19 protein-coding genes are annotated in these 20,965 nt (G+C 41.5%); 17 read left to right on the top strand and 2 right to left on the bottom strand.

Annotated features, from left to right (window positions below):
* Positions 1-3: 3 nt before the first annotated feature.
* Positions 4-1,680 (bottom strand): amidohydrolase family protein, encoded by a 1,677-nt coding sequence (locus ECHVI_RS17580; protein ID WP_041738828.1) that lies wholly within the window; start codon positions 1,678-1,680, stop codon positions 4-6.
* A 287-nt stretch (positions 1,681-1,967) separates the two neighbouring features.
* Between ECHVI_RS17580 and ECHVI_RS17575 the strand changes: the two genes are divergently transcribed.
* The 5 genes from ECHVI_RS17575 (at position 1,968) to ECHVI_RS17555 (ending at position 7,738) form a co-directional block, all read left to right on the top strand.
* On the top strand, positions 1,968-2,327 hold the full coding sequence (locus tag ECHVI_RS17575) for a response regulator transcription factor (protein WP_015267372.1): 360 nt from the start codon (positions 1,968-1,970) through the stop codon (positions 2,325-2,327).
* 155 nt (positions 2,328-2,482) lie between these two features.
* Positions 2,483-3,886 carry a hypothetical protein gene (locus tag ECHVI_RS17570; RefSeq protein WP_157501497.1) on the top strand — a complete coding sequence of 468 codons (1,404 nt, stop codon included), beginning with the start codon at positions 2,483-2,485 and terminating at the stop codon, positions 3,884-3,886.
* Positions 3,879-5,321 (top strand): glycosyltransferase family 2 protein, encoded by a 1,443-nt coding sequence (locus ECHVI_RS17565; protein ID WP_015267370.1) that lies wholly within the window; start codon positions 3,879-3,881, stop codon positions 5,319-5,321. Before ECHVI_RS17570 ends, ECHVI_RS17565 begins: the two co-directional genes overlap by 8 nt.
* Before the next feature lie 3 nt (positions 5,322-5,324).
* Positions 5,325-6,557 carry a YaiO family outer membrane beta-barrel protein gene (locus ECHVI_RS17560; RefSeq protein WP_015267369.1) on the top strand — a complete coding sequence of 411 codons (1,233 nt, stop codon included), beginning with the start codon at positions 5,325-5,327 and terminating at the stop codon, positions 6,555-6,557.
* Complete coding sequence (locus ECHVI_RS17555) at positions 6,557-7,738, top strand: hypothetical protein (protein ID WP_015267368.1); 1,182 nt, start codon at positions 6,557-6,559, stop codon at positions 7,736-7,738. The genes ECHVI_RS17560 and ECHVI_RS17555 overlap by 1 nt, the downstream gene beginning before the upstream one ends.
* A gap of 17 nt (positions 7,739-7,755) precedes the next feature.
* Here ECHVI_RS17555 and ECHVI_RS17550 read toward each other — a convergent pair whose 3' ends face one another.
* Positions 7,756-9,492, bottom strand: coding sequence for an LTA synthase family protein (locus tag ECHVI_RS17550; RefSeq protein WP_169316423.1), 1,737 nt, complete (start codon positions 9,490-9,492; stop codon positions 7,756-7,758).
* A 355-nt stretch (positions 9,493-9,847) separates the two neighbouring features.
* Here ECHVI_RS17550 and ECHVI_RS17545 point away from each other — a divergent pair, with 355 nt between their 5' ends.
* From ECHVI_RS17545 to ECHVI_RS23885, 12 genes are all read left to right on the top strand, one after another.
* Entirely contained in the window at positions 9,848-10,390 is a 543-nt protein-coding gene (locus ECHVI_RS17545; RefSeq protein ID WP_015267366.1) for a class I SAM-dependent methyltransferase, read from the top strand.
* An 88-nt stretch (positions 10,391-10,478) separates the two neighbouring features.
* Positions 10,479-11,534 carry a PA0069 family radical SAM protein gene (locus ECHVI_RS17540; protein WP_015267365.1) on the top strand — a complete coding sequence of 352 codons (1,056 nt, stop codon included), beginning with the start codon at positions 10,479-10,481 and terminating at the stop codon, positions 11,532-11,534.
* A 12-nt stretch (positions 11,535-11,546) separates the two neighbouring features.
* Positions 11,547-11,750 carry a hypothetical protein gene (locus tag ECHVI_RS17535; RefSeq protein ID WP_015267364.1) on the top strand — a complete coding sequence of 68 codons (204 nt, stop codon included), beginning with the start codon at positions 11,547-11,549 and terminating at the stop codon, positions 11,748-11,750.
* 59 nt (positions 11,751-11,809) lie between these two features.
* Positions 11,810-12,388: a peptide-methionine (S)-S-oxide reductase MsrA gene (gene msrA, locus ECHVI_RS17530; protein ID WP_015267363.1), complete on the top strand. Its 579-nt coding sequence runs from the start codon at positions 11,810-11,812 to the stop codon at positions 12,386-12,388.
* Between the two features lie 52 nt (positions 12,389-12,440).
* Positions 12,441-14,105, top strand: coding sequence for a DUF6909 family protein (locus tag ECHVI_RS17525; protein WP_015267362.1), 1,665 nt, complete (start codon positions 12,441-12,443; stop codon positions 14,103-14,105).
* A 269-nt stretch (positions 14,106-14,374) separates the two neighbouring features.
* Complete coding sequence (locus ECHVI_RS17520; protein WP_015267361.1) at positions 14,375-15,745, top strand: DEAD/DEAH box helicase; 1,371 nt, start codon at positions 14,375-14,377, stop codon at positions 15,743-15,745.
* 528 nt (positions 15,746-16,273) lie between these two features.
* Positions 16,274-16,867 carry a Pvc16 family protein gene (locus tag ECHVI_RS17515; RefSeq protein WP_015267360.1) on the top strand — a complete coding sequence of 198 codons (594 nt, stop codon included), beginning with the start codon at positions 16,274-16,276 and terminating at the stop codon, positions 16,865-16,867.
* On the top strand, positions 16,864-17,724 hold the full coding sequence (locus ECHVI_RS17510; RefSeq protein WP_015267359.1) for a hypothetical protein: 861 nt from the start codon (positions 16,864-16,866) through the stop codon (positions 17,722-17,724). The genes ECHVI_RS17515 and ECHVI_RS17510 overlap by 4 nt, the downstream gene beginning before the upstream one ends.
* A 12-nt stretch (positions 17,725-17,736) precedes the next feature.
* Positions 17,737-19,818: a phage tail sheath family protein gene (locus ECHVI_RS17505; RefSeq protein WP_015267358.1), complete on the top strand. Its 2,082-nt coding sequence runs from the start codon at positions 17,737-17,739 to the stop codon at positions 19,816-19,818.
* A gap of 111 nt (positions 19,819-19,929) precedes the next feature.
* Positions 19,930-20,358: a phage tail protein gene (locus ECHVI_RS17500; RefSeq protein ID WP_015267357.1), complete on the top strand. Its 429-nt coding sequence runs from the start codon at positions 19,930-19,932 to the stop codon at positions 20,356-20,358.
* 5 nt (positions 20,359-20,363) lie between these two features.
* Positions 20,364-20,807 (top strand): phage tail protein, encoded by a 444-nt coding sequence (locus ECHVI_RS17495; protein WP_015267356.1) that lies wholly within the window; start codon positions 20,364-20,366, stop codon positions 20,805-20,807.
* Positions 20,807-20,962 (top strand): DUF5908 family protein, encoded by a 156-nt coding sequence (locus ECHVI_RS23885; protein ID WP_015267355.1) that lies wholly within the window; start codon positions 20,807-20,809, stop codon positions 20,960-20,962. The genes ECHVI_RS17495 and ECHVI_RS23885 overlap by 1 nt, the downstream gene beginning before the upstream one ends.
* Positions 20,963-20,965: the final 3 nt, after the last annotated feature.

Genomic DNA, 20,965 nt, shown 5'->3' with positions numbered 1-20,965 from the left:
CAATTAGAATTTGAAATCAGGTGTTTTTTTAGCCGTAAGCGAAAACTCGCCCATGTCTCGGATACTGATGGTTCCATTGAAGTCATCTCCTTCCACTTTCCCTTTGGACTGAACAGTGAGCTTTTGTCCCTGCACTTGGATCGAAAACGTGAAGCTCAGCTTTTTGCCATCAAAACTGATGTTTTCCAAGGGCCTTGTTACGGTACCGCCTCCGTTGGGGTCATCGACATCAATTTCCCCGGCTAGGTTACCTGAACTTTCCTTAAACCTAATTTCACCAGCAGAAGTACCCCCTGGAGTTTCAGCTGTATATTTCCATTCCCCCACCAAATCAGTTGGGTCACCAGCGACTTTATTGGATTTGGAAATATCATATTCATATAAATATCCGTCGGCCATGACGTAATTGATTTTGCTTTCCTCCGAAAAGAGGCTATCGGTAGTCAACACCAAGTTGGCCAACTTCCCTTGCTCAATCGTACCGGCAAAACTGCTAATTCCTAGGATAGCAGCAGGATGGGTGGTCAGCGCCGCCAAGGCACCTTCTTCTGAAAGGCCATTATCGATCATGAGACGAAGGTTCTTTAACACTTCATCCTTTTTCACCTGATTGGTGGAAATGCCAAATTTTACGCCCGCTTCTTCAAATTTTCCGGCCTGGGACAAGGCCACATCGTACTCTTCCACTACACGCTTATGAGCTTCTTTAGCTTCTTCGGTGGCCTCCTCTAAGTCAGCTTCTTTGGCTTTGTCGTCAGGAAGGGACAGGGAAAGCGCCACGTGAGCATTTGCTGCCAACAATTCCGAACTTAGGTTGGAGCCTTCTTCAAGGTCCATCAAGACCAAATCAAAACCTAGTTCTTCCTGTAACTTAAGCACCCTTCGAATTTCCAGTTCCTCATTGGCTTCAAAGACCACAGGAACCTGTTTGTTGATTACCGGATAAAAGGCTTCCAGGCTTTTGTCTTTTTCTGGTCTGCTAATGCCATTACCGTTGCTGGTGAACAATTTGGCATGTTGGTTTTTCAGTTCAGCATTTTTATATAATTCCCTGTACTTGGCCATGAGTCCGAGTGTGGTACCGGGGTAGACACCTCTAACGGTCTCAAATTGGGCAAATAGGCCTGTGGATTCCTGCAATACATTGGTAGATTTTGTATCGCCAAATACCACCAAAGCGGTTTTTCCAGGCAGCATTTCACCTTTTGGAAGCAGTTGGGCAATGGTAAAACCCGCCTTCCGCCATTCAGCAATGCTACCATCAGACACATCCCAATAGTCCAAAACGGAACGTTCAGGAGTAATCCCCGCGACCTCGTTGGGGGGATTTGACGGATCATAGTGTTCTGGCTTTTCGGCTTCTTCTGGTCTTTTTACTCCAGCTTCACTTCCTAAGTCAATAAACCCGGCATAAACAAACAACGAGTCTCCTGAGATGGTCTTCGCCTCAACGGGAATAGTGACATTTTGGCCAATGTCAGTGATCAGACCATCTTTGATCACAATACTGGTTGATGTGAGCCATTTTCCTGGCTGGGTGATTACGGTGGCATTCGTGATGACATAGGTGCCGGTCACTCTTCTTTGTCCTGTCTGGTCGCTCTGGCCAATGGCCAATGGAGTATCCAGAAAACAAATCATCACCACCAATAACATTAAAGTGGTCAATCTTTTAATCATACACATTTGGGATATACGAGTTTGAGTAAAATTTTTACAAGCCGTTAAACTAACAAAAGATTCAAAAAACTGAACGGTTTATTTTTTAAAAGGTAGTATTATTTGACACAATGCAAATTTTGTTTGGAGGGTTGTAATCCGAAAAACATATTTAAGTGCATTACATACAATATTTTATTAACAAAAATATTTGTCGATTATTTATATCTATTCCAGTAGTATTTATAGTTAGAATTGTACCAAAAAGTACATACTTTTAGGAAAAGTATTACCCACGAAACACCAACATGAAGGATATTTTAGTAATAGAAGATGACCAATTGATTCTAAAAATGGTTGAATTTCGACTAAAGAAAGAAGGATTTAACGTATGCATAGCAGAGGATGGTAACAAAGGAGTAGAGGCTTTAGAGGCATCCCAACCTGATTTGATCATAACGGACATTATGGTTCCGTATAAAAGTGGTATCGAAATTATCGAATACGCTAAAAACAAATACCCTGAATGTCCCATCATCGTGCTCAGTGCACTAGGGGATGAAGAGGGAACTGTGATGGAAGCCTTTAACATGGGGGTGGCTGATTTTGTTCCCAAGCCGTTTAATCCAAACGAGCTAGCGATACGTGTCAAAAGATTAATTAACTGAATTCTAATAGTTTAAGTTTTATATTGCTGAAGTTTAAGATACTTTCTTTGTGTATAATGGCCTTTCAGGCCCAAATCTTTCAGGCTGTTGGCCATCAGTCGGAGGACTCCCTTGCTACTATTACCTTTTTGGAAAAAATTGGAAAAGTGGAGTTGATGAGCTTTAGAGTAAGTTACCGAGCAGACAAAGGCCGTGCAAAGGTTTTGTCCAGGGAATTTTCTAATTTCAATGATGCGATGGCGTTTGAAGATTCTCTACATACTGGGGGAGTACTTCCTGTTCAGATGCATTATTATATTTCGGATGAGGAGAAGGACTTTAAGAGTGTAATGAGTTATATTGGCATCATACAAGATAACGATCTGTACATTGCCGATGAATCTCCAAATGCCTCGGACGGGTCAGAGCAGTTGTTTATTGCCGCTAATCAACTGGGATTTAAGCCTTTTTATCGGTTTAGGAGTAGAATATTGACGGATATCAAGTTTGTTATTTTAATTGGTATCCTGACGCTATTTATGATTACGTTTTTGTTCCTGTTGTTTTTTATCTTTTATATTAAGTCACGAAATGCACGTCGGGAACGCCTTACTGAACAGTACATTGAGATCTGTAGGGAGCCCCTTTCTACCTTTTTGTTCACATACAGTCTCGAGGAAGTAAAAGCCCTCAGTTTTGATGAATTAGCGGCCCTGTTTAATACCAAAGATTTCAAGAAATCGGCATTTAAAAACACCCTAATTAATGAAATCATCAACCTTAACAAAAACCTCAAAGGCGACTTTAAGGATAAGTTGAGAATGATTTTTACTACATTGAGGTTAGACGATTATTCCATCAAAAAGTTAAGAAGCCGAAATTGGGAAATGCAAGCTACCGGTACAGTGGAAGTCTATGAAATGAACATAGATAGGGCAGCTCCTTATTTGGATAAGCTATTGCACTCCAAAAACTTTGTGGTAAGGTCCAATGCTGTGAGGGCTTTTCTTCATCTTTCACCCGACAAGGACCTTAGCTTTTTGAGTAAGCAGTCCTATCCGCTATCAAGGTGGCAACAAATGTGGCTATATCGCGTGATCAAAAACACGCCCTCAAAAGGAAAAATTGATATCAATAGCTTGTTGAAAGCTGATAATGAAAGTGTCCGGATCTTTGGAATTAAGTTGGTACGTTTGCTCGGCAGGATGGATATTATCGAGGAATTATCGGAAATGTTTTCCCATGCCTCCAATGAGGAGCAATATGAAATTTTAAGGACATTTAAAGCGCTGGCCGCACACACACGAATTGAATTGGTCCATAAGAGCTTTCAGAGCGATGACCTAAAATTGGCCACCCTTTCAGCAGAGCTGATGGGAGTCATTGGAAATGAGATTTCAGTAGCCTTGATCATAGAAAAGCTAAATGTAGCACATCCTTTTGTCTTGGAAAAGGTGATGCTGAAGAGTTTATCCTATCTGGATCGGGAAATGATGAATTGGGCAGTTAGGCATTTTCAGCGACCCCAGTTGGAATCCATTAAATTACACCTTAATGATGGCTTATTAGAACATGTATAGTTTATTGTTTGATATACTGATCGACTTGTTTGGCATTTTCTTTTTGTTGTACGGATTTGCCGTCATCGTCATCTATATGACCATTACGACTTTGTCCGGGCTGGAATTGCGCGAACAGTTTAAGAAAAACAAATTTGTGGATTATAAAGATGTCATCACGACTCCAATGGCTCCTGGCGTGTCCATATTGGCTCCGGCATATAATGAAGGAAAGAGCCTGGTTCAGAATGTCAGAAGCTTGCTTTCACTTCATTTCAGCAAATATGAAGTAATCATCATCAACGATGGAAGTAAAGACAACTCCATTGAAGTATTGGTCGAAAATTTCGATTTAAAGAAGACAGACTTTGCCTTTGAAAAGACCATCGATACACAGCCCATAAAAGCCGTTTATAAATCGGAGAACCCTTCTTTCAGTAAATTGATCGTAATTGATAAAGTAAATGGAGGCAAGGCCGATGCTTTAAATGCAGGAATCAATGTCGCTAACCAAGAGCTAATCGCCTGTATTGACGTAGACTGCATACTAGCTCCTGATTCGATCATTAGGATGCTTAGGCCATTTTTGGAAGAAACCCATAAGAAGGTCATTGCGGTGGGCGGAGGAATCGGAATAGCCAATAATTGTGATATCAAAGATGGAACGGTGGTAAAATACCGCGTTCCTAGAACCTTGCTAGGCAGGTTTCAGGTGATTGAGTATTTCAGGAGTTTCCTTTTGGGACGAATGGCCTGGTCTCGTGTAAATGGACTTTTGCTGATTTCAGGGGCATTTGGCTTTTTTGACAAGGAACTGGTTAAAAAAGTAGGGGGGTATTTTCCGCCTACGGTCGGTGAAGACATGGAATTGGTCGTGCGGATGCGGAGATACATGGAAGAGCAAAAATTGCCCTATAAAGTAGCATTCATATCCGATCCGCTATGCTGGACGGAAGTGCCTGAGACCGAGGAAGTCTTATCCAAACAACGAAATAGGTGGATGAGGGGAACGATCGAAACCCTCCAACTTCATAGGAAAATGCAATTCAATTGGAATTATGGGTTTACCGGGATGGTGAGTTTTCCCTTTTGGACCATATTTGAAAAAAATGCTCCTATAATTGAGTTTCTAGGAGTCATTTACACCTTTATACTCATCTTTTTGGGGGAATTCAGCGCAGTTTATTTCATTAGCCTCTTTGTGCTGATTTACTTCTTTTCTGTAATGCTATCATCTTTCAGTATTTTGTTTGAAGAGCTTTTTTTCAAGAAGTATGGGCGTAAAGGGGAATTGCGAAAGCTGATTGTAACGGTCCTCAAAGAACCATTTTTCGTCCATCCTAAACTAATGTTTTGGTGCTTAAAAGGGCACTGGAATTTCATTAAAGGCATTGGTGGCTGGGGTGAAATGGTCCGAGCTGGTTTTAAAAATACAAAAGAATCAAGGCAAAATTAGGGTATGAAATATAGCAAGTTATTCATAGTGATTTTCATGGTTTTAGTGACTCATCATGTCGACGCGCAGACATCTTTTAATCCAGATAAAAAATTTCTGGAAGCGAGGGATTTGGCCCTTAATGGCCAAAGGGATGAAGCCATTGAATTAGGGTTACAGATAGTGGAGAAGTATCCAGGATACAGTGATGTTTGGATCCTATTGGGCAGGGTAAATGCTTGGGAGGGAAGGTATGACTCGGCTTCCGTTTATTTCGAAAAGGCCATAGAACAAAGTCCAGATTATGAAGATGCCTACAATGGGTATTTGGATAATCTTTTTTGGGGCGAGCAATATGACAAAGCGGAATCCGTCTTAGAAAGAGCAGAAAAAGAATTTGGCCCGAATACCTCTTCAGCTTTGACCTATCGAAAGTCACGGCTGTATTATTACAGGGAGGAATATGAAGAAGCGCTGGATATCGCCGAGGACCTGTATGCCAAAAAAGCGGATATTGATGGACTGTTATCCTATATCAGCAATTTAAAACGGTATACGAGAAACAGTGCCGTGGGAATGACCGTGGATTATGACAGCTTTCAGGGAGAAATTTCCCCATGGCAGACCTATGCACTTTATGCAAGGACGCGGTTGGGATTTATGGGAAGTGTGATTGCCAGGGCCACCCATTCACACCGCTTTGATTCGAATGGCACCCAGTATGAAATTGATGCGTATCCTAGTTTAGGAAAAAACTCTTATGCCTATGTGAATGTGGGTTTCAGCAATGCCTCTTTCTTTCCCGATTATCGATTTGGGACATCTATTTATTGGAGTTTGCCGAAGGCTTTTGAGTTTGACATTGGCTACAGGCATTTGAAATTTTCTGAAATCACCCATATCCTGACGGCTTCGGTAGGGAAATACACGGGTAACTGGTGGCTTAATTTGAGGGCAAATCATGTCCCTTCCAGCTCAGGTGGCTCAATCAGTGGAAATATCCAAGCCAGGTACTATTTTAAGGGAGCAGAGGATTACCTTATGGTGCAGTTTAGTACAGGGGTGAGCCCAGATGAAGAGGACAGGGATCTCCAATCCCAGCTTTTGGACTCCTATAGGGGCAGAGTAGGCTATCAACAATTATGGACCCCCAGGTGGATGGGCTATGCCTTCCTTGGCTATTCTTACGATGAACTTAGTCCAGGAAATTACCGTCCCAATCTAAACATCTCTGTTGGTACTGAATTTAGATTTTAATGGCAGATCTTAAAGGAGTTTATCAGTTTAGTAAGGATAATCTACTGACCATAATAAGGTCATTACTGATCTTTATGGTACCACTGGTGTTTTTTCCGGGCATCACTTTTTTAATTTGGTATGCTCACCCAAGTACTGAAAAAAACGTTTTGGTAATTGATAAGACCGCTGCTGATGAGGAAAGACTGGAGCATCGCTCGATTTTCTGGGTCTTAAAACACCTAAGGTTCCATCAATCTAATGGCGACTCCTACAATTATAAAGAAGACTATTTTGGGTATTTTCCTGAAGGGCGAAGAAAAGGAAAAATAAGGGGGCTTGAAAATTTGACCGATCATCAAATCGACTCCATTAATCACGCAACCGATATCGTTTATTTAGCCGATAGCTATGGAGTGTATGAAAAGGATGTATCCAAAGGGAATTTAAGCATATCTCCTAAAATCTATGGTGGCTTAGCCCAAAGAGATATTGATGTTTTGAGCCATTCCATCGCATCTGGAAAGCTCGTTTTTGCGGAGTTTAATAGTATGGGAGCTCCTACTTCCAAACACCTGAGAAGTGAATTTGAAGACCTCATGGACCTAAAGTGGTCTGGGTGGATCAGCCGGTATTTTGATGAAATGGATACGGTCATCAATGAAGAAATACCGAAATGGCTGATTGACAATTATAATGATCAGCATGATGAAGGCTGGGATTTTCAGGGTGCGGGGCAGATTTTTGTCAGTGAATTTGGTCAGATAGAAGTCTTCAAGGTAGGAGTGGACATGGCGGTAAAAGTTCCCATGGTCGTGTCCCCCTTGGCCAGTCAAAACACGTACGGTGTTCCGAAGGAGACCAATTATCCCTATTGGTTTGAGGTTTTACGGATAGACCGTTCCTATGAGGTGATCAGCTACTTTGACCTTAGTCCCACTGCCAGAGGACTGGAAAAGCTGAAATCCCTAGGCTTGCCAAGATATTTCCCAGCGTCCATCACCAGAAAAGTAGGTGATGCTCACGTGTATTATTTTACCGGTGATTTTTCAGACAATCCAGTTAACATGGAAACGGCAACATTCTATGGAGTGCCCACACTTTCGAAGCTGGTGAATGAAAAAGATGACTATTCCAATAGAACCTCTTTCTTTTGGAATTATTACCTTCCACTGATGAAAACAGCCCTGACAAATCACTAAGTGTGAATTTGTTCTTGTTAAGGAATAATGGCGTTGTTTTTCATGACATAGCTATCCTCGTTTTTGTACTGCTGAAATTCAGATTCCAGCCTTTTTAGTACCGAAGGATCATTTATGGGGTCTATATTCAGATTGTCAGAAATGATATAGGCAGCATCATCAGAAATGAAATATTCCCCATTAAAATAGTCTCTAAACTGGTATTTGTTACGCATTAGAGCATGCTTGATGTTCGATTGGAATGACTGCGCCGTATCCAAAACATATCCTCTCCAGGCGACATCTTTAGGTGTTTCCAATCCATATTGCTTTTCCAAAAAGGCCACCAAGCTGGTGGGAACTTCAAAATGAGTGGTTAAAGCGGCCATGTTTTTTGCCTTTTTGAGTTTTGGAGAATAGATCATAAGTGGGACATGAAACCGATCTATCAGCGTTGACATAGGGATTTCTGGTAAGCGATGATCTCCCGTAATGATAAAGATCGTATTGTCAAAATCCTCCCGCTTTTTGAAAGCGTTGAAAAAGTCCTTGATGGCATCATCCACATACAGGATACTGGCAAGTTCCTTCTGGTAGTTGCGAAGCTTGATGGTCGGATGGCCATATTCTTTGCTCTCCAGAAATTCCGTTACTTTTTGGTTATAGTAATCTTGTTCGGGAATGACAAAGGGAGAATGCGAAGACATGGTTTGGAAAATGTTTACTTGAGGTTTTTCGGTGGCAGGAATTTTACGCAATCCATTTTGAAAATTCTCTTTGTCTGCGTATCCCCAGGAAAAACCGTTGGCTTCCGCGGGTGACTTTTTGAAGTCTTTATCAAAATCATCTATATCTACAATCAGGTCTACTCCTTGATAGTTCATGAACACATCAGCATTGTCAAAGTGCTTATCAGAGCCAATGAAGTAATTGATTTGATAATCATTGTCCTTCAGTACTGAAAGCATGGTGCGATGTTTTGGGTAAGGGTTTGCCTCCATAAACCCATGTTCACCAAAAGGTAACCCGCCAAATAATCCGGGCAATACACCAAAAGTACGGCCGGTGCTGGAGAGGCTGTTTTTCCAATATAGGCTCTGCTTTCCAAGGGAATCCAAAAACGGTGTCCAGCTTCCCAAATAAGCATCGGGGCCAGAATAAGCTTTTCCAAGCCCCTCAACGATCACAAAAACTAAATTCGGTGCACCATCAAATGGTTCGAAAAAGTCTCCCAGGACATCAGGATAATTGTTCTTATGTAAAAAAGGGTATTGCGTATCTACATATTCTTTTTGGAAAAGGTGACTGTCATTGTTGGTAGTGGCAAGATAAAAATCAAAGTATATGTTTTCGGAAGTGGCAAAATAGTCATAGGATTCTTGGTAAAGAAAATAGGACTTGTTTTCGGCCAGAAACTGGGAAAGCCCCGTTAGTCCTTTTGAGGTGTTAAGGGGCACGATCATTAGCACCACCAAAATAGCGAAAGCGACGCAAGGAATGATAATGGCGTTTTTTTCTTTTATGCTTATAAATTTCCCTAAACTAAACACCCCATAAATAACGGCCAAAGCCACGATTAACCCAATGATGGTGTATAAGTTGAACATGCCCGCAGCCATGACGGTTTCTTTTATATCATCATAGGAATACGTGTAAACATCTGCACCCAAGGGAACCAATGTTTCGGAAAAGTAGAAGACCAGGCCAATGGCCAGTAGGATTAAAACGCTAAAGACAATTTTTAACAGAACATAGGAAAGCTTCGGGAAAACCATTCCCAAAAACACTTGAACAATAAAAAATAATCCTAAGGTGTACAATGTCCATTTTAGGGTTTGTAGGACGTTGGAAATCAATATTATCGGATGGGTGAGTAGGCTGATGTCATGTGCTTTTCCGACCAGAAATACTTCGCAAAAACTTATTGTAATTTGCAAAAACAGGAAAATCACCCCTATTTGCCAGAATTTAATCAGATTGCTTGTAATTTTGGAAACAAAAGTGGATTGAATAGCAGTTTTTTGACTCATTCTTTATCAGTAGACTAGGGTTTAAGACGGTTATCTCAGAACAACCACGAAAATTTAGCGCAAAATAACTATATTGATCAATAAATTCGAAATTTATAAAATGAATAAAAGTTCCTTAATAAAAGAACTATTTTCCAATATAAAAACTACTGGAGCAGTAACTTTTAGTTCCAGGTACTTGGTAAATAAAATGCTCTCCTTTGCGAATTTTAAAGGAGCCAAAGTAATCGTGGAGCTTGGGGGAGGAGATGGGAGCATTACGAGAGGAATCATCGAACGAATGGATGAGGACGCTACACTTTTTGTGTTTGAAATCAGTGAAGCATTTTGTAAAAACCTTCGACGACAATTTCCCCAAAAAAATGTAAATATCATCTGTGACTCTGCAGGAAACATGGACGAATACTTGCATGGGACGGGTGCCGATCTGATCCTTTCTTCCTTACCTTTTAGTTTGATTCCAAAGGAAGCCCGGATGGAGATTTACAAAAAGAGCCGCTCCAATTTGAAAGAAAGTGGTTATTTCATCCAAATCTGTTATAGTTACCTGTTAAAATTCCAGTTTGCCAATTATTTTCAGTGCATTCAGACGGCATTTACACTTAGGAATTTCCCGCCGGCTTTTATCATGATCTGCAACTAGCCGCTTCTATCGAGGAGTATGAATTGTTTCTGGGACAATTCATGACATATATTTTCTGCCATGAAATAGAAGTGTTAACTTCATTTTGATGAGTGATGATATATTTAAAGGCAGGGGATCCAAAATCACACCCGAAAATCCGTACCTAAAGCGGAAAGAGGTGGTCGAGCACGTGGAAGGGCTTGATGCAGAAAAGCATACGGTAAGGCCGGTTACCAAATTTTACAGGGAACATGCCAAGAATGGATTAAGTACAAACAACAGTCCTGATTTGCCGCTAAATTATTCTGTAAATCCCTATCAAGGTTGTGAGCACGGGTGCATTTACTGTTATGCGCGAAATTCACACCAGTATTGGGGATTTGACGCGGGGTTGGGTTTTGAAACCAATATCGTCGTCAAGCACGATATCGATCTGGTATTACGAAAACAGTTTGAAGCCAAAAACTACCGGCCACAGACCATCATGCTTTCGGGTAATACCGACTGTTATCAGCCTGCTGAAAAGCGCTATGAATTGACCAGAAAGGTGCTGGAATTATGCCTTGCCGTAGGCCACCCAGTCAGTGTGATCACCAAAAACAGTTTGATACAGCGAGATGAAGGAGTTTTAAGTGCATTGGCCAAGAAAAATCTAGTGCATGTGTATTTTTCGGTTAATCACTTGAGCCCAAGGTTAAAGGCAAGTCTTGAGCCGCGGACAGCGACTGCCCAGAAGAAATTTGCCCTGATCCGTCGGTTTAGCGAATTGGGGATTCCCTGTGGCGTGATGGTGGCGCCTATCATTCCGGCGCTAAACAATCAAGATATCCCAGAGATCATACGGAAAAGTGCTGAAGCAGGAGCTTTGGCAGCCGGCTATACCGTGGTAAGACTGAATGGACAGGTTAAGGATGTGTTTAAAGCTTGGATCAGAGAGGTATATCCCGACCGAGCCGATAAGGTCCTTCACCAAATCGAACAAGTCCATGGTGGCAAGGTAAACGATACGACATGGGGAAGAAGAATCAAGGGTGACGGACCGTTGGCCAGCATGATTGGGCAAATTTTTTCCAGTGCAAAAGGGAAGTACCTTGCCGGCAGAACCATGCCTGCCTTGGATTTTTCCCACTTTAATGCGAATGGACAGATGAGACTATTTTAAATGTACGAAACAATGGATAATATCTTGGAAATAGCTATTTTGGAAATGGGTAGGCAAAAAGGATCGCAAGGATTTTCGTGCGAAGAAGTAATCCAGTGGATCTATCCAGAAGATTGGGTTCATTTTAGGGAAGAAATCCGACAAACTGCGCGGGCATTGGAGGAAGAAGGTAAAATTAGCCTTATGGAAAATGGGGAGATCAAGCTACGAGGATGAAAACTTACAGGAGACCTAATGCGTAATAAGTGATAAAATAATAACAAACGAATAAGCATATGACAACACTTCCTAAAACACCCCTAAAAGCTATTCCTGAAGGAAAGCAAGTAGCCACCTTTGGTTCGGGATGTTTCTGGTGTATCGAGGCGGTATACCAAAATTTACGTGGAGTGGAAGGTATCATGCCCGGATACGCCGGTGGTTTTGTAGAGGAGCCGTCCTACGAGGCCATCTCCAGGGGCACGACAGGACATGCTGAAGTAATTCAGTTTTTTTATGATCCGCATATCATATCTTTTCAGGATTTATTAGAGGTTTTTTGGGCTACACATGATCCCACTACAGTCAATCAACAGGGAAATGATATTGGTCCTCAATATCGATCAGCCATTTTTTATCACTCTGAAGAACAGCGGAATTTAGCGGAAGAGTTTAAGCAACTCATAGAAAAGGCCGGCGTGTACGATAAGCCTATCGTTACTGAAATCACCGAATTCAGTAACTTTTATCCTGCCGAGCATTACCATGTAAACTATTATGAAAATCATCCTAACCAAGCCTATTGTCAACTCATGATCAAGCCAAAGCTGGAGAAGTTAAAAAAAGTATTTGGCCAACATACCAAACTGATTTAGGGGAAATAAGATATAGTGAAGCTGATATTACACCTTTTTAATAGATAACTTTATGAGAACCAGAGCGCAAGAGTCCAGGGCAGCCATTGAGCGTTTATACATCACCATGCGCCATCTTTTCATGCGAGGAAACTACAAGCCACTAGGAGTTTCTGGGGAGTCCTTGATCAGTGCTTTGCTGGTCTTGCGTCCAGAAATTTATGGGTTGATCACAGAATCCGAGAAAGTGGAGATGGATGGTTTGTTATACGTCATGGAGCGGCTTCCTCGTGGCATAGAAGAATGCCGGTATGTTCGGCTGATCAGCCGTGAAGGCTATGAACATGCCGATTTTGAGATTTTAATCCCCTCAAAGCGTAGAAGAAATTGTTATCGCGTGGACAAGGAACAGATGTTCGTGGAGATGACGAGGGGAAAAAGTGATGTATATGATATTCTTACCCACCTGACCTTTTTATACATTGAGGCCGAAAAAATCCGCTATAACAGTACAGACAGCAAAGGTCGCATCCATCTCAATTGGAGGAGATTGGAAAATATCGTTAAAAAGGAGGAAAACAGTGAGCCGTTTGATAAGGAAGCTGCGTGCTCTTATCTCAGCCACCTTACCGGTAGGACGTTTGATGAAGCCCAGCAAGCCATTCGGAAATTTGAAGCCAGCAATAATTCCAATAGCCTATTTTCGATCGTTTATCATTTGGGTAAATTATCCATGGACGAATCCATGCACAATATTGACCGGGAAATAAGCTTTTCGGCCACCTTACGAGAGCGCATTGGCCATCATTTTTATGGAGAAATGTGGGCTCATAATATCAAAGCCATCCTCGATGAAAACAACTTGTTGCATCGGCCCATACACATTATCAGCGCCAATTTGCACAGTGTCCTGAATACCATTTATGGCCACCAAGCACTGGGATTAAAGGATTTTGACGCCCTTGAAAAAGTGGTACAGGAGATAAGTCTCAACAAGAAAAACAACAAAGCTGAACAAATCATCTCCTATGCCCGCAAGCATGGATATATCGAAGTACCTGATCTATCCGGGACCAATATCGGTGCCCAGATCATCGACACGGCCAAGATGACTTCATCAACTTTAATTCCCGAAGTGGCGCTACCAACAGAAGCTTCCAAAAAGCCGGTGATTGTGGTGATGGATTATGCCTTTGGAGAACAGGCCTACGAGTGTTTTGATGAATTGCTTAAGCCATTTGAAACTGGCAAACAATCCATTCCGCTAGACGTCGTTTCTGCATCCATTATGGGCAAAGCAGGGATTCTTCAAGGGAACAAAGGCGACTTGATGATTCCGAATAGCCATGTCTTTGAGGGAACCGCGGATAATTACCCGTTTAAAAACCAATTGAAAGCAGCTGATTTTGAAGGGTATGGTTTAGGAGTTTACGAGGGGCCGATGATTACCGTCTTGGGCACATCCCTTCAAAATAAAGATGTGCTGAATTATTTCTTGGAGTCTTCCTGGAAGGCGATCGGACTGGAGATGGAAGGTGCCCACTATCAAAAAGCCCTTCAAGCGGCAAGTAAAATACGACGTAGCATTCGGAAAAATGTCAAAGTACTCTATGCCTATTACGCATCTGATAATCCACTGATGACGGGTAGTACCTTAGCATCGGGCAGTTTAGGCATCGAAGGGGTTAGGCCTACGTACTTGATCACTTATAAAATCTTGGAAAAGTTATTTCAATGAGGACCTCTTTGGACAGCACAAAAAAGGATGAAACAAGTAAGGTGGTTAAAAAATTTTATGCTTAATTTTTGAGGAATGTCAATTGATAATGTAATTTATGGTTTATAAGATCGAAAAATAGATATCTTTGTTGCAGTTGTGATAGCAATATTACAAGTTAAATTACCCAACAGCTATAATTAAGGTCCACTCGTACACCGAAATGCTCGTTACGGCATCACTTACTTTAGCCCAAAGCATCAAGGACCGCCAAAAATCCAAGAACATTTATGACATCAAATAATTTCGAAACTTTTAATTTCAATGAATCCCTTCAGGAGGGATTGGATGCAATGGGATTTAATAAGCCCACCCCCATCCAACAAGAGGCGATTCCAGAAATACTTAAAGGAAAGGACTTAATAGCCTGTGCTCAGACGGGTACGGGAAAGACCGCTGCATTTATCCTGCCCATTTTGCATAAGATCGCAGAAAAGGGAGACAATCAGTTCAATACACTCATTATTGCCCCGACTCGGGAATTGGCGATCCAAATCGACCAGCAAATTCAAGGGCTTGCCTATTTTGTGGGTGTCAGCTCTATAGCGATTTATGGCGGTGGAGACGGGTTGGTTTGGGAGCAACAAAAAAAGGCATTGGAGCACGGTACCGAAATCGTCGTGGCCACACCCGGCAGGCTTATTGCGTTGCTGGCAGGGGGAAAGATAAAACTGGATACCTTGGAGCATTTGGTATTGGATGAAGCGGATAGAATGCTAGATATGGGATTTTCAGATGATATCTTAAAAATCATCAACTATCTCCCCAAAAACCGGCAAACAGTATTGTTTTCTGCCACCATGCCACCAAAGATCCGTCAATTCAGCAAAAAAATTGTGACCGACCCCCATGAAATCAATATCGCCATCAGTAAGACGGCTGAAGGGGTAACCCAAAGGATTTACATGGCTCATGACAGCCAAAAGGAAAGTCTTTTGGAGCATATTCTGACACAGAAAAACTATGAAGCGGTCATTGTCTTTGCTTCCACCAAAGATAAAGTGAAGAGTATTTTCAAAACCTTAAAAAAGAAATTCAAAGTAGAGGCATTTCATTCTGACCTTAGCCAAGAGGAACGGGAGACGATCATGTCCAACTTTAAAAACAAAACACTCAAAATACTCATTGGAACGGATATTATCTCCAGAGGAATCGATGTGGAAGGCATAGAGTTAGTGATTAATTACGACACGCCCAGCGATCCTGAAGACTACGTCCACCGTGTGGGCAGAACCGCCAGGGCTGACAAAAAAGGGGAGGCCATCACATTTGTGAATGAAAAGGACCTGTTCAAACTTCATAAAACACAAAATCTTATTGGGCTGGAAATTCCCCGTGTGGATTTACCGGAGGAATTGGGTACAGGACCGGAATATCGAGAACCAAACGCTAGAAAAGGGAATGCACCATCAAAGGGTAATTTTAAAAAGGGAACCCAGAAAAAACAAAAGCCCAGAAATCCGAGAAAGAACGTGCAAAACAAGGCAACCCAAACCAGCAAGGATTCACCTAAACCAAATGCAAAAAAACCAGCTTCCTCCAGCAAAGAAAATGGACAACAATCTGGAAAATTCAGAACAAGGCGTAATGTAACTGACTAGGCATTTTCGCTAAAATGCGATGAAATAAATGATCCTACATTATAAATTAATGTAGGATTTTTATTTATAAACAGGATTCTATCACCGATGATTTGGTGATTTTTTTATTAATAGGTAAAATTTTTGAGTTTTTTTTCTGGCTATAATCATACCTGTTGAATTAGGCTAAATGATAATAGCAATTAGAATTTTTTAGCTTTCAGTTAGAATATAAAGTGTTTAATATTTAATTATACAATATTAAATTTTTGATAATTATATTTTTACAATAATTAAGTTTGATATATAGGTAAAACTCATTAATTTCATCATATCGAATACACACACCTGGGAGAGGAAGCAAAGCCTTCTCTTTAGCAAAAATTTGATCGCAACGAGGCACGATACTGAGCTATTTTTGAACGGTTTATTTTTAACTCGGACCTTTCATCAATCAGGATATCGGAATATTTAACGTTTGACTTTTCTGACTACTCCTCTAGACGTAATGGGTAGTTTGAGATTGTTTTCAATTTACGCTTTTACCATATGATTTTTGAAGTACTAAAAATAGTAGCTGGTGAAATAAACCAGTATTTCAGTGAACTGGAAATGGATGATTCCGAAGTCATTTTGGAGAACGTCTCCATGATTGATTCCCAACAAGACGTGGCTGAGTCCCTTAAAAACAAGTTAATCTTATCCATGATTAACTTAAGGGAGGAAATTACCATGAAAAATTTCCCCAACCATCAGATTCAAGAAGAGATGGTCAACTATAAAAATCCAAAGCTCAACCTGAATCTCTTTTTGATTTTTTGTGCCAATCGGTCGGTTTATAAAAAATCTCTGAGTGATCTATCCAGAATCTTAGAATTTTTTCAGCATAAAAAAGTCTTTACACAATCCAATACCGCTTTTGATCGGGAATTGGATGAAATGAGCGGCATCAGGGATTTTCGATTTACCATGGAACTGTTTACCCCGACTTTTGAGGAGTTGAACTATATATGGGGTACCCTTGGCGGCAGGCAGTTGCCTTCAGTATTTTACAGGTTGAACCTTGTTCAAATTGACAGAGATATGACGCTTTCACAGCAAGGTGTCATTACAGAAATAAGTAGAAACTACCATCAGCAATGACCATGAAAGTTACTTCTATTTACAGGCCAATTTTTAGGCTAAGCATTTACCATAATTACTTTTTGAATGATGGAACAGACCAGTTTATAAGTATGAATGACGAAGCACAGCAACGCCAATTAAAAAAATATCAATGGCAGGATTTTATGGAGATCGTACCTTCTGCAAAAACCAAAGCGATGCTTCAGGGGCAACTGATGGTAGTTAAACCATTTCCAGACCAGCTTTTGATTGCTTTAAAAGTGACTTCTGGCGATGAGAGAGTTCCCTATATTTCGCTCTCAAGTGATCAGGATTTGGTATTTAAACTTCGCTTTAAAGATCCTTTTTTTGATAATTATACCCAGCTGGAAAGGGAAGGGGAGCTCCTTTATTTCTCCAATAAAACCCCAGTACTTCCAGCCGCACACGATTTCAGGACCATCCATTCATTTAATCAGCAAGCAACCGTCACGGACAAGTTCCTTTTTGGAGGAGATAATAAAACCGAACTCTTGCAGCTACTGGGCAAAGAAGAAGCATCCCAAACGGATGGGATCCTGCACCTGTTTATGCAGGGAGACAATTCCAATAAAAGCCTCATCAATAATGATGGAAGAATAAAGAGCAATATTCCCCACTTCAAGATTCAGTTTGATAATCAAAAGACCATATGGAAATATATCCATAAACGGGAAGGTTTTGAAACAGAAACCAAACAGGAATGGCCATTGACCAGGTATGGATACATTCCATTGGACAAGCCATCAGATTTTAAATCTCCTCCTCCTGGTCTGGATAACTATAAGTTTCCAAATCCAAATCCCACACAAATAAAATTCATAGCAAATAAATCGTATTCAGAAATTTTCATTTAACCCTTTTTTATCATGGCAACATCATATAAAACACCAGGTGTTTACATAGAGGAAATTACGAAATTCCCCCCTTCTGTAGCACAAGTAGAAACTGCGATTCCGGCCTTTATAGGGTATACGGAATTCGCCAAGACCAAGCCACAGGTGGAGTCAAATGACCTCACCTTAAAGCCCAAACGCATATCATCGCTATTGGAGTACACCATTTATTTTGGCATGGGCCAAAATGAACAAGGCATTTCGGTCAAACTAACCGACTCTCTGGTAAATGGTGAAGAAACAAGGACCATAAATGTTCCGGAACCCACTATAAAATCTCCCTATCTCATGTACTATTCTCTCCAGATGTATTTTGCGAACGGAGGAGGGCCATGCTACATTGTATCCGTGGGGACCTATGATGAGTGGAGTGATGAAAGTACACCCCCAACCATTGCTTTCAATGAACTGAATGCAGGGCTTTCCGCCGTCAGGAAGGAAGATGAACCTACCTTGTTACTGTTTCCTGATGCAACCAACTTGGCGAGTGATGATGATTTTTATGCGCTCTATAACAACGCATTAATGCAATGTAATGACCTTCAGGACAGGTTTACTATCCTGGACACTTTTAGTGACCAAACCTATAACAATGGTACCGAGGATGTGGAGCCCATTCCGGCCTTAAGGAACGGGATCAATCTCACCAAGGATTACCTGAAGTATGGAGCGGCTTACTACCCCTTTATTCAGACCATTATAAATTACCAATATCGTACGGATGAGATTGTCATCGACCATATTTCTTATAACCCAAATGCCATCGCTACGGCAATGGAAAATTTGAATGCTGTAAATGGGCCTACTGCGCTACCGGCCACCATCACCGCACTTAGGGATATTTCTGGAGCAAATATCGCTGGAAAAATACTAGATACGGTGGCCTTTATGCATGATGGAACAGATGGGTTTGGGATAGGGGGAACCTTCGCCACCAATTCAGTTAAAGTCAATGATTTTGCTGCCCTGGTGGAAAGCTTGCTCGTTTCTTTGAATGAGCTGGTGGAAGCCAAATCGCAGATCAACAAAGACGCCAATGCCGCTATTGCATCAGCAGAAGAAGATAACACCATTAAGACGGCAATCGCCGATGCCTTGACCACGTTTAATGTTGATTTTGAAGGAGATGATAAAATCGAATCGACCACCGATAATCTTCAGGAACTCCTCATCAAGATAAAACAGGCCGATACCAACACCAAAGTAGAAAATATCCTGACAGCCAATACCCTAAATTTCTCGGATGAACTGGAAAAACTATTGACTTATGATGTAGCTGCAGGAACGACGGCCTCCATTACACTTGATCTTTTCGCCAATATTGAAACCAATTTGGCAGCGATCATTACAGCTGTCGATGCTGCAGAACCTATTGATGTCAATAATGGAAGGCTTAATGGCAGGTTGTTAAGTGACATAGAGCCGCTCGATAATGCTACGTTCAATACCATATTGGCCGAAATCAATGCCCATAGGGTCATATTGCCGCCAAGTGCTGCCATGGCGGGAGCATATGCCAGGGTGGACAATGACCGTGGGGTATGGAAATCCCCAGCGAATATCGGACTGAATTACGTCTCCAAACCCACCGTACCCATTTCTCACGAGGACCAAGAATCCATGAACATTCATGGCACCGGCAAATCCATCAACGCCATTCGGACTTTTGTGGGCAAAGGAACGCTCGTTTGGGGCGCCAGGACCCTTGCGGGCAATGATAATGAATGGCGGTATATTTCCGTGAGACGCTTTTTTAATATGGCCGAAGAATCCATCAAAAAAGCCACGGAGCAGTTTGTCTTCGAACCCAATGACGGCAATACCTGGGTAAGGGTACGGGCCATGATCGAAAACTTCCTAACCCTTCAATGGAGAGCCGGAGCCTTGGCCGGAGCCAAGCCTGAACATGCATTCTATGTGCGGGTCGGATTAGGACAAACCATGACCAGCCTTGACATCTTGGAGGGCCGGATGAATGTGGAAATTGGCCTTGCCGTGGTAAGACCAGCGGAATTTATCATTCTTAAGTTTTCTCACAAAATGCAGGAATCCTAAGGGATAAAGACCAGTGCTGGACGTCATGGGCCCATACGCCATGAATGGTCCACAGTGGATGGAATCCCTTAGCTAATAACATCATAACCAAGTAACTAAAACAGAACAATCATGAGCTATCCATTATCAAAGTTCCATTTTTCAGTAGAATGGGGAGGAACAAAAATCGGATTTACGGAAGTATCTGGATTGGATGTCGAAACCGAAATCATCGAATATAGACATGGTGCCAGTCCTGAATATAGTAAAATCAAAATGCCTGGAATGCAAAAGTTTTCCAACATTACCTTAAAACGGGGCACTTTCAAAAGTGATAATGAATTTTACGATTGGTATAACACCATCAACCTCAATAAAGTAGACAGGAGAGACCTTACCATCAGCCTGCTCAATGAAGAGCATGAGCCTGTAGTCACCTGGAAAATAAAAAATGCCTGGCCACTCAAAGTGCAGTCTACCGATTTGAAGGGAGACGGAAATGAAGTGGCTATTGAATCCATGGAGCTGGCGCATGAGGGACTGACCATCCAAAATGAATAATCCCCATGGCTACGTACTATCCACCATTAAGCTTCCATTTTCTGGTAGAGTTTACCGGTATAGACTCCAAGACCCAAGACCATGAATTTCAATCGGTATCGGGGTTGTCGGTAGATATTGAGACAGAAGAAATAGCTGAAGGTGGCGAGAATCGTTTTAAGCACAAATTTCCTGTGAAAACAAAGTATCCTAACCTGGTTTTAAAGCGCGGGGTATTGGTGGATTCCAATGTGATTTCATGGTGTCGTGATGCCATAGAGAATTTTGAATTCAAGCCCATTGACCTCACGGTAAAGCTGCTTAATGAAGAACATGAACCGTTGATGACTTGGAATGTGGTCCATGCTTATCCTGTCAAATGGAGTGTAGAGGATTTCAATGCCCAAGAAAGTAAGATGGCCATAGAATCAGTAGAATTATCTTATAACTATTTCAAATCCATTACCTGATGCCCATTGAAATAAAAGAATTGCACATCAAAATCACCGTGGACGAAGGAAAATCTTCTACTGGTAGCTCCTCGTCGACAGCAGGACAGCAAGCGATCATATCGCAATGTGTAGAACAGGTGATGGAAGTGTTGGAAAGCAAAAAGGAAAGGTAAACC

Origin of the sequence: Echinicola vietnamensis DSM 17526 (assembly GCF_000325705.1) — a bacterium.
GTDB lineage: Bacteria > Bacteroidota > Bacteroidia > Cytophagales > Cyclobacteriaceae > Echinicola > Echinicola vietnamensis.
This window is presented reverse-complemented; position numbering and strand designations above follow the sequence as displayed.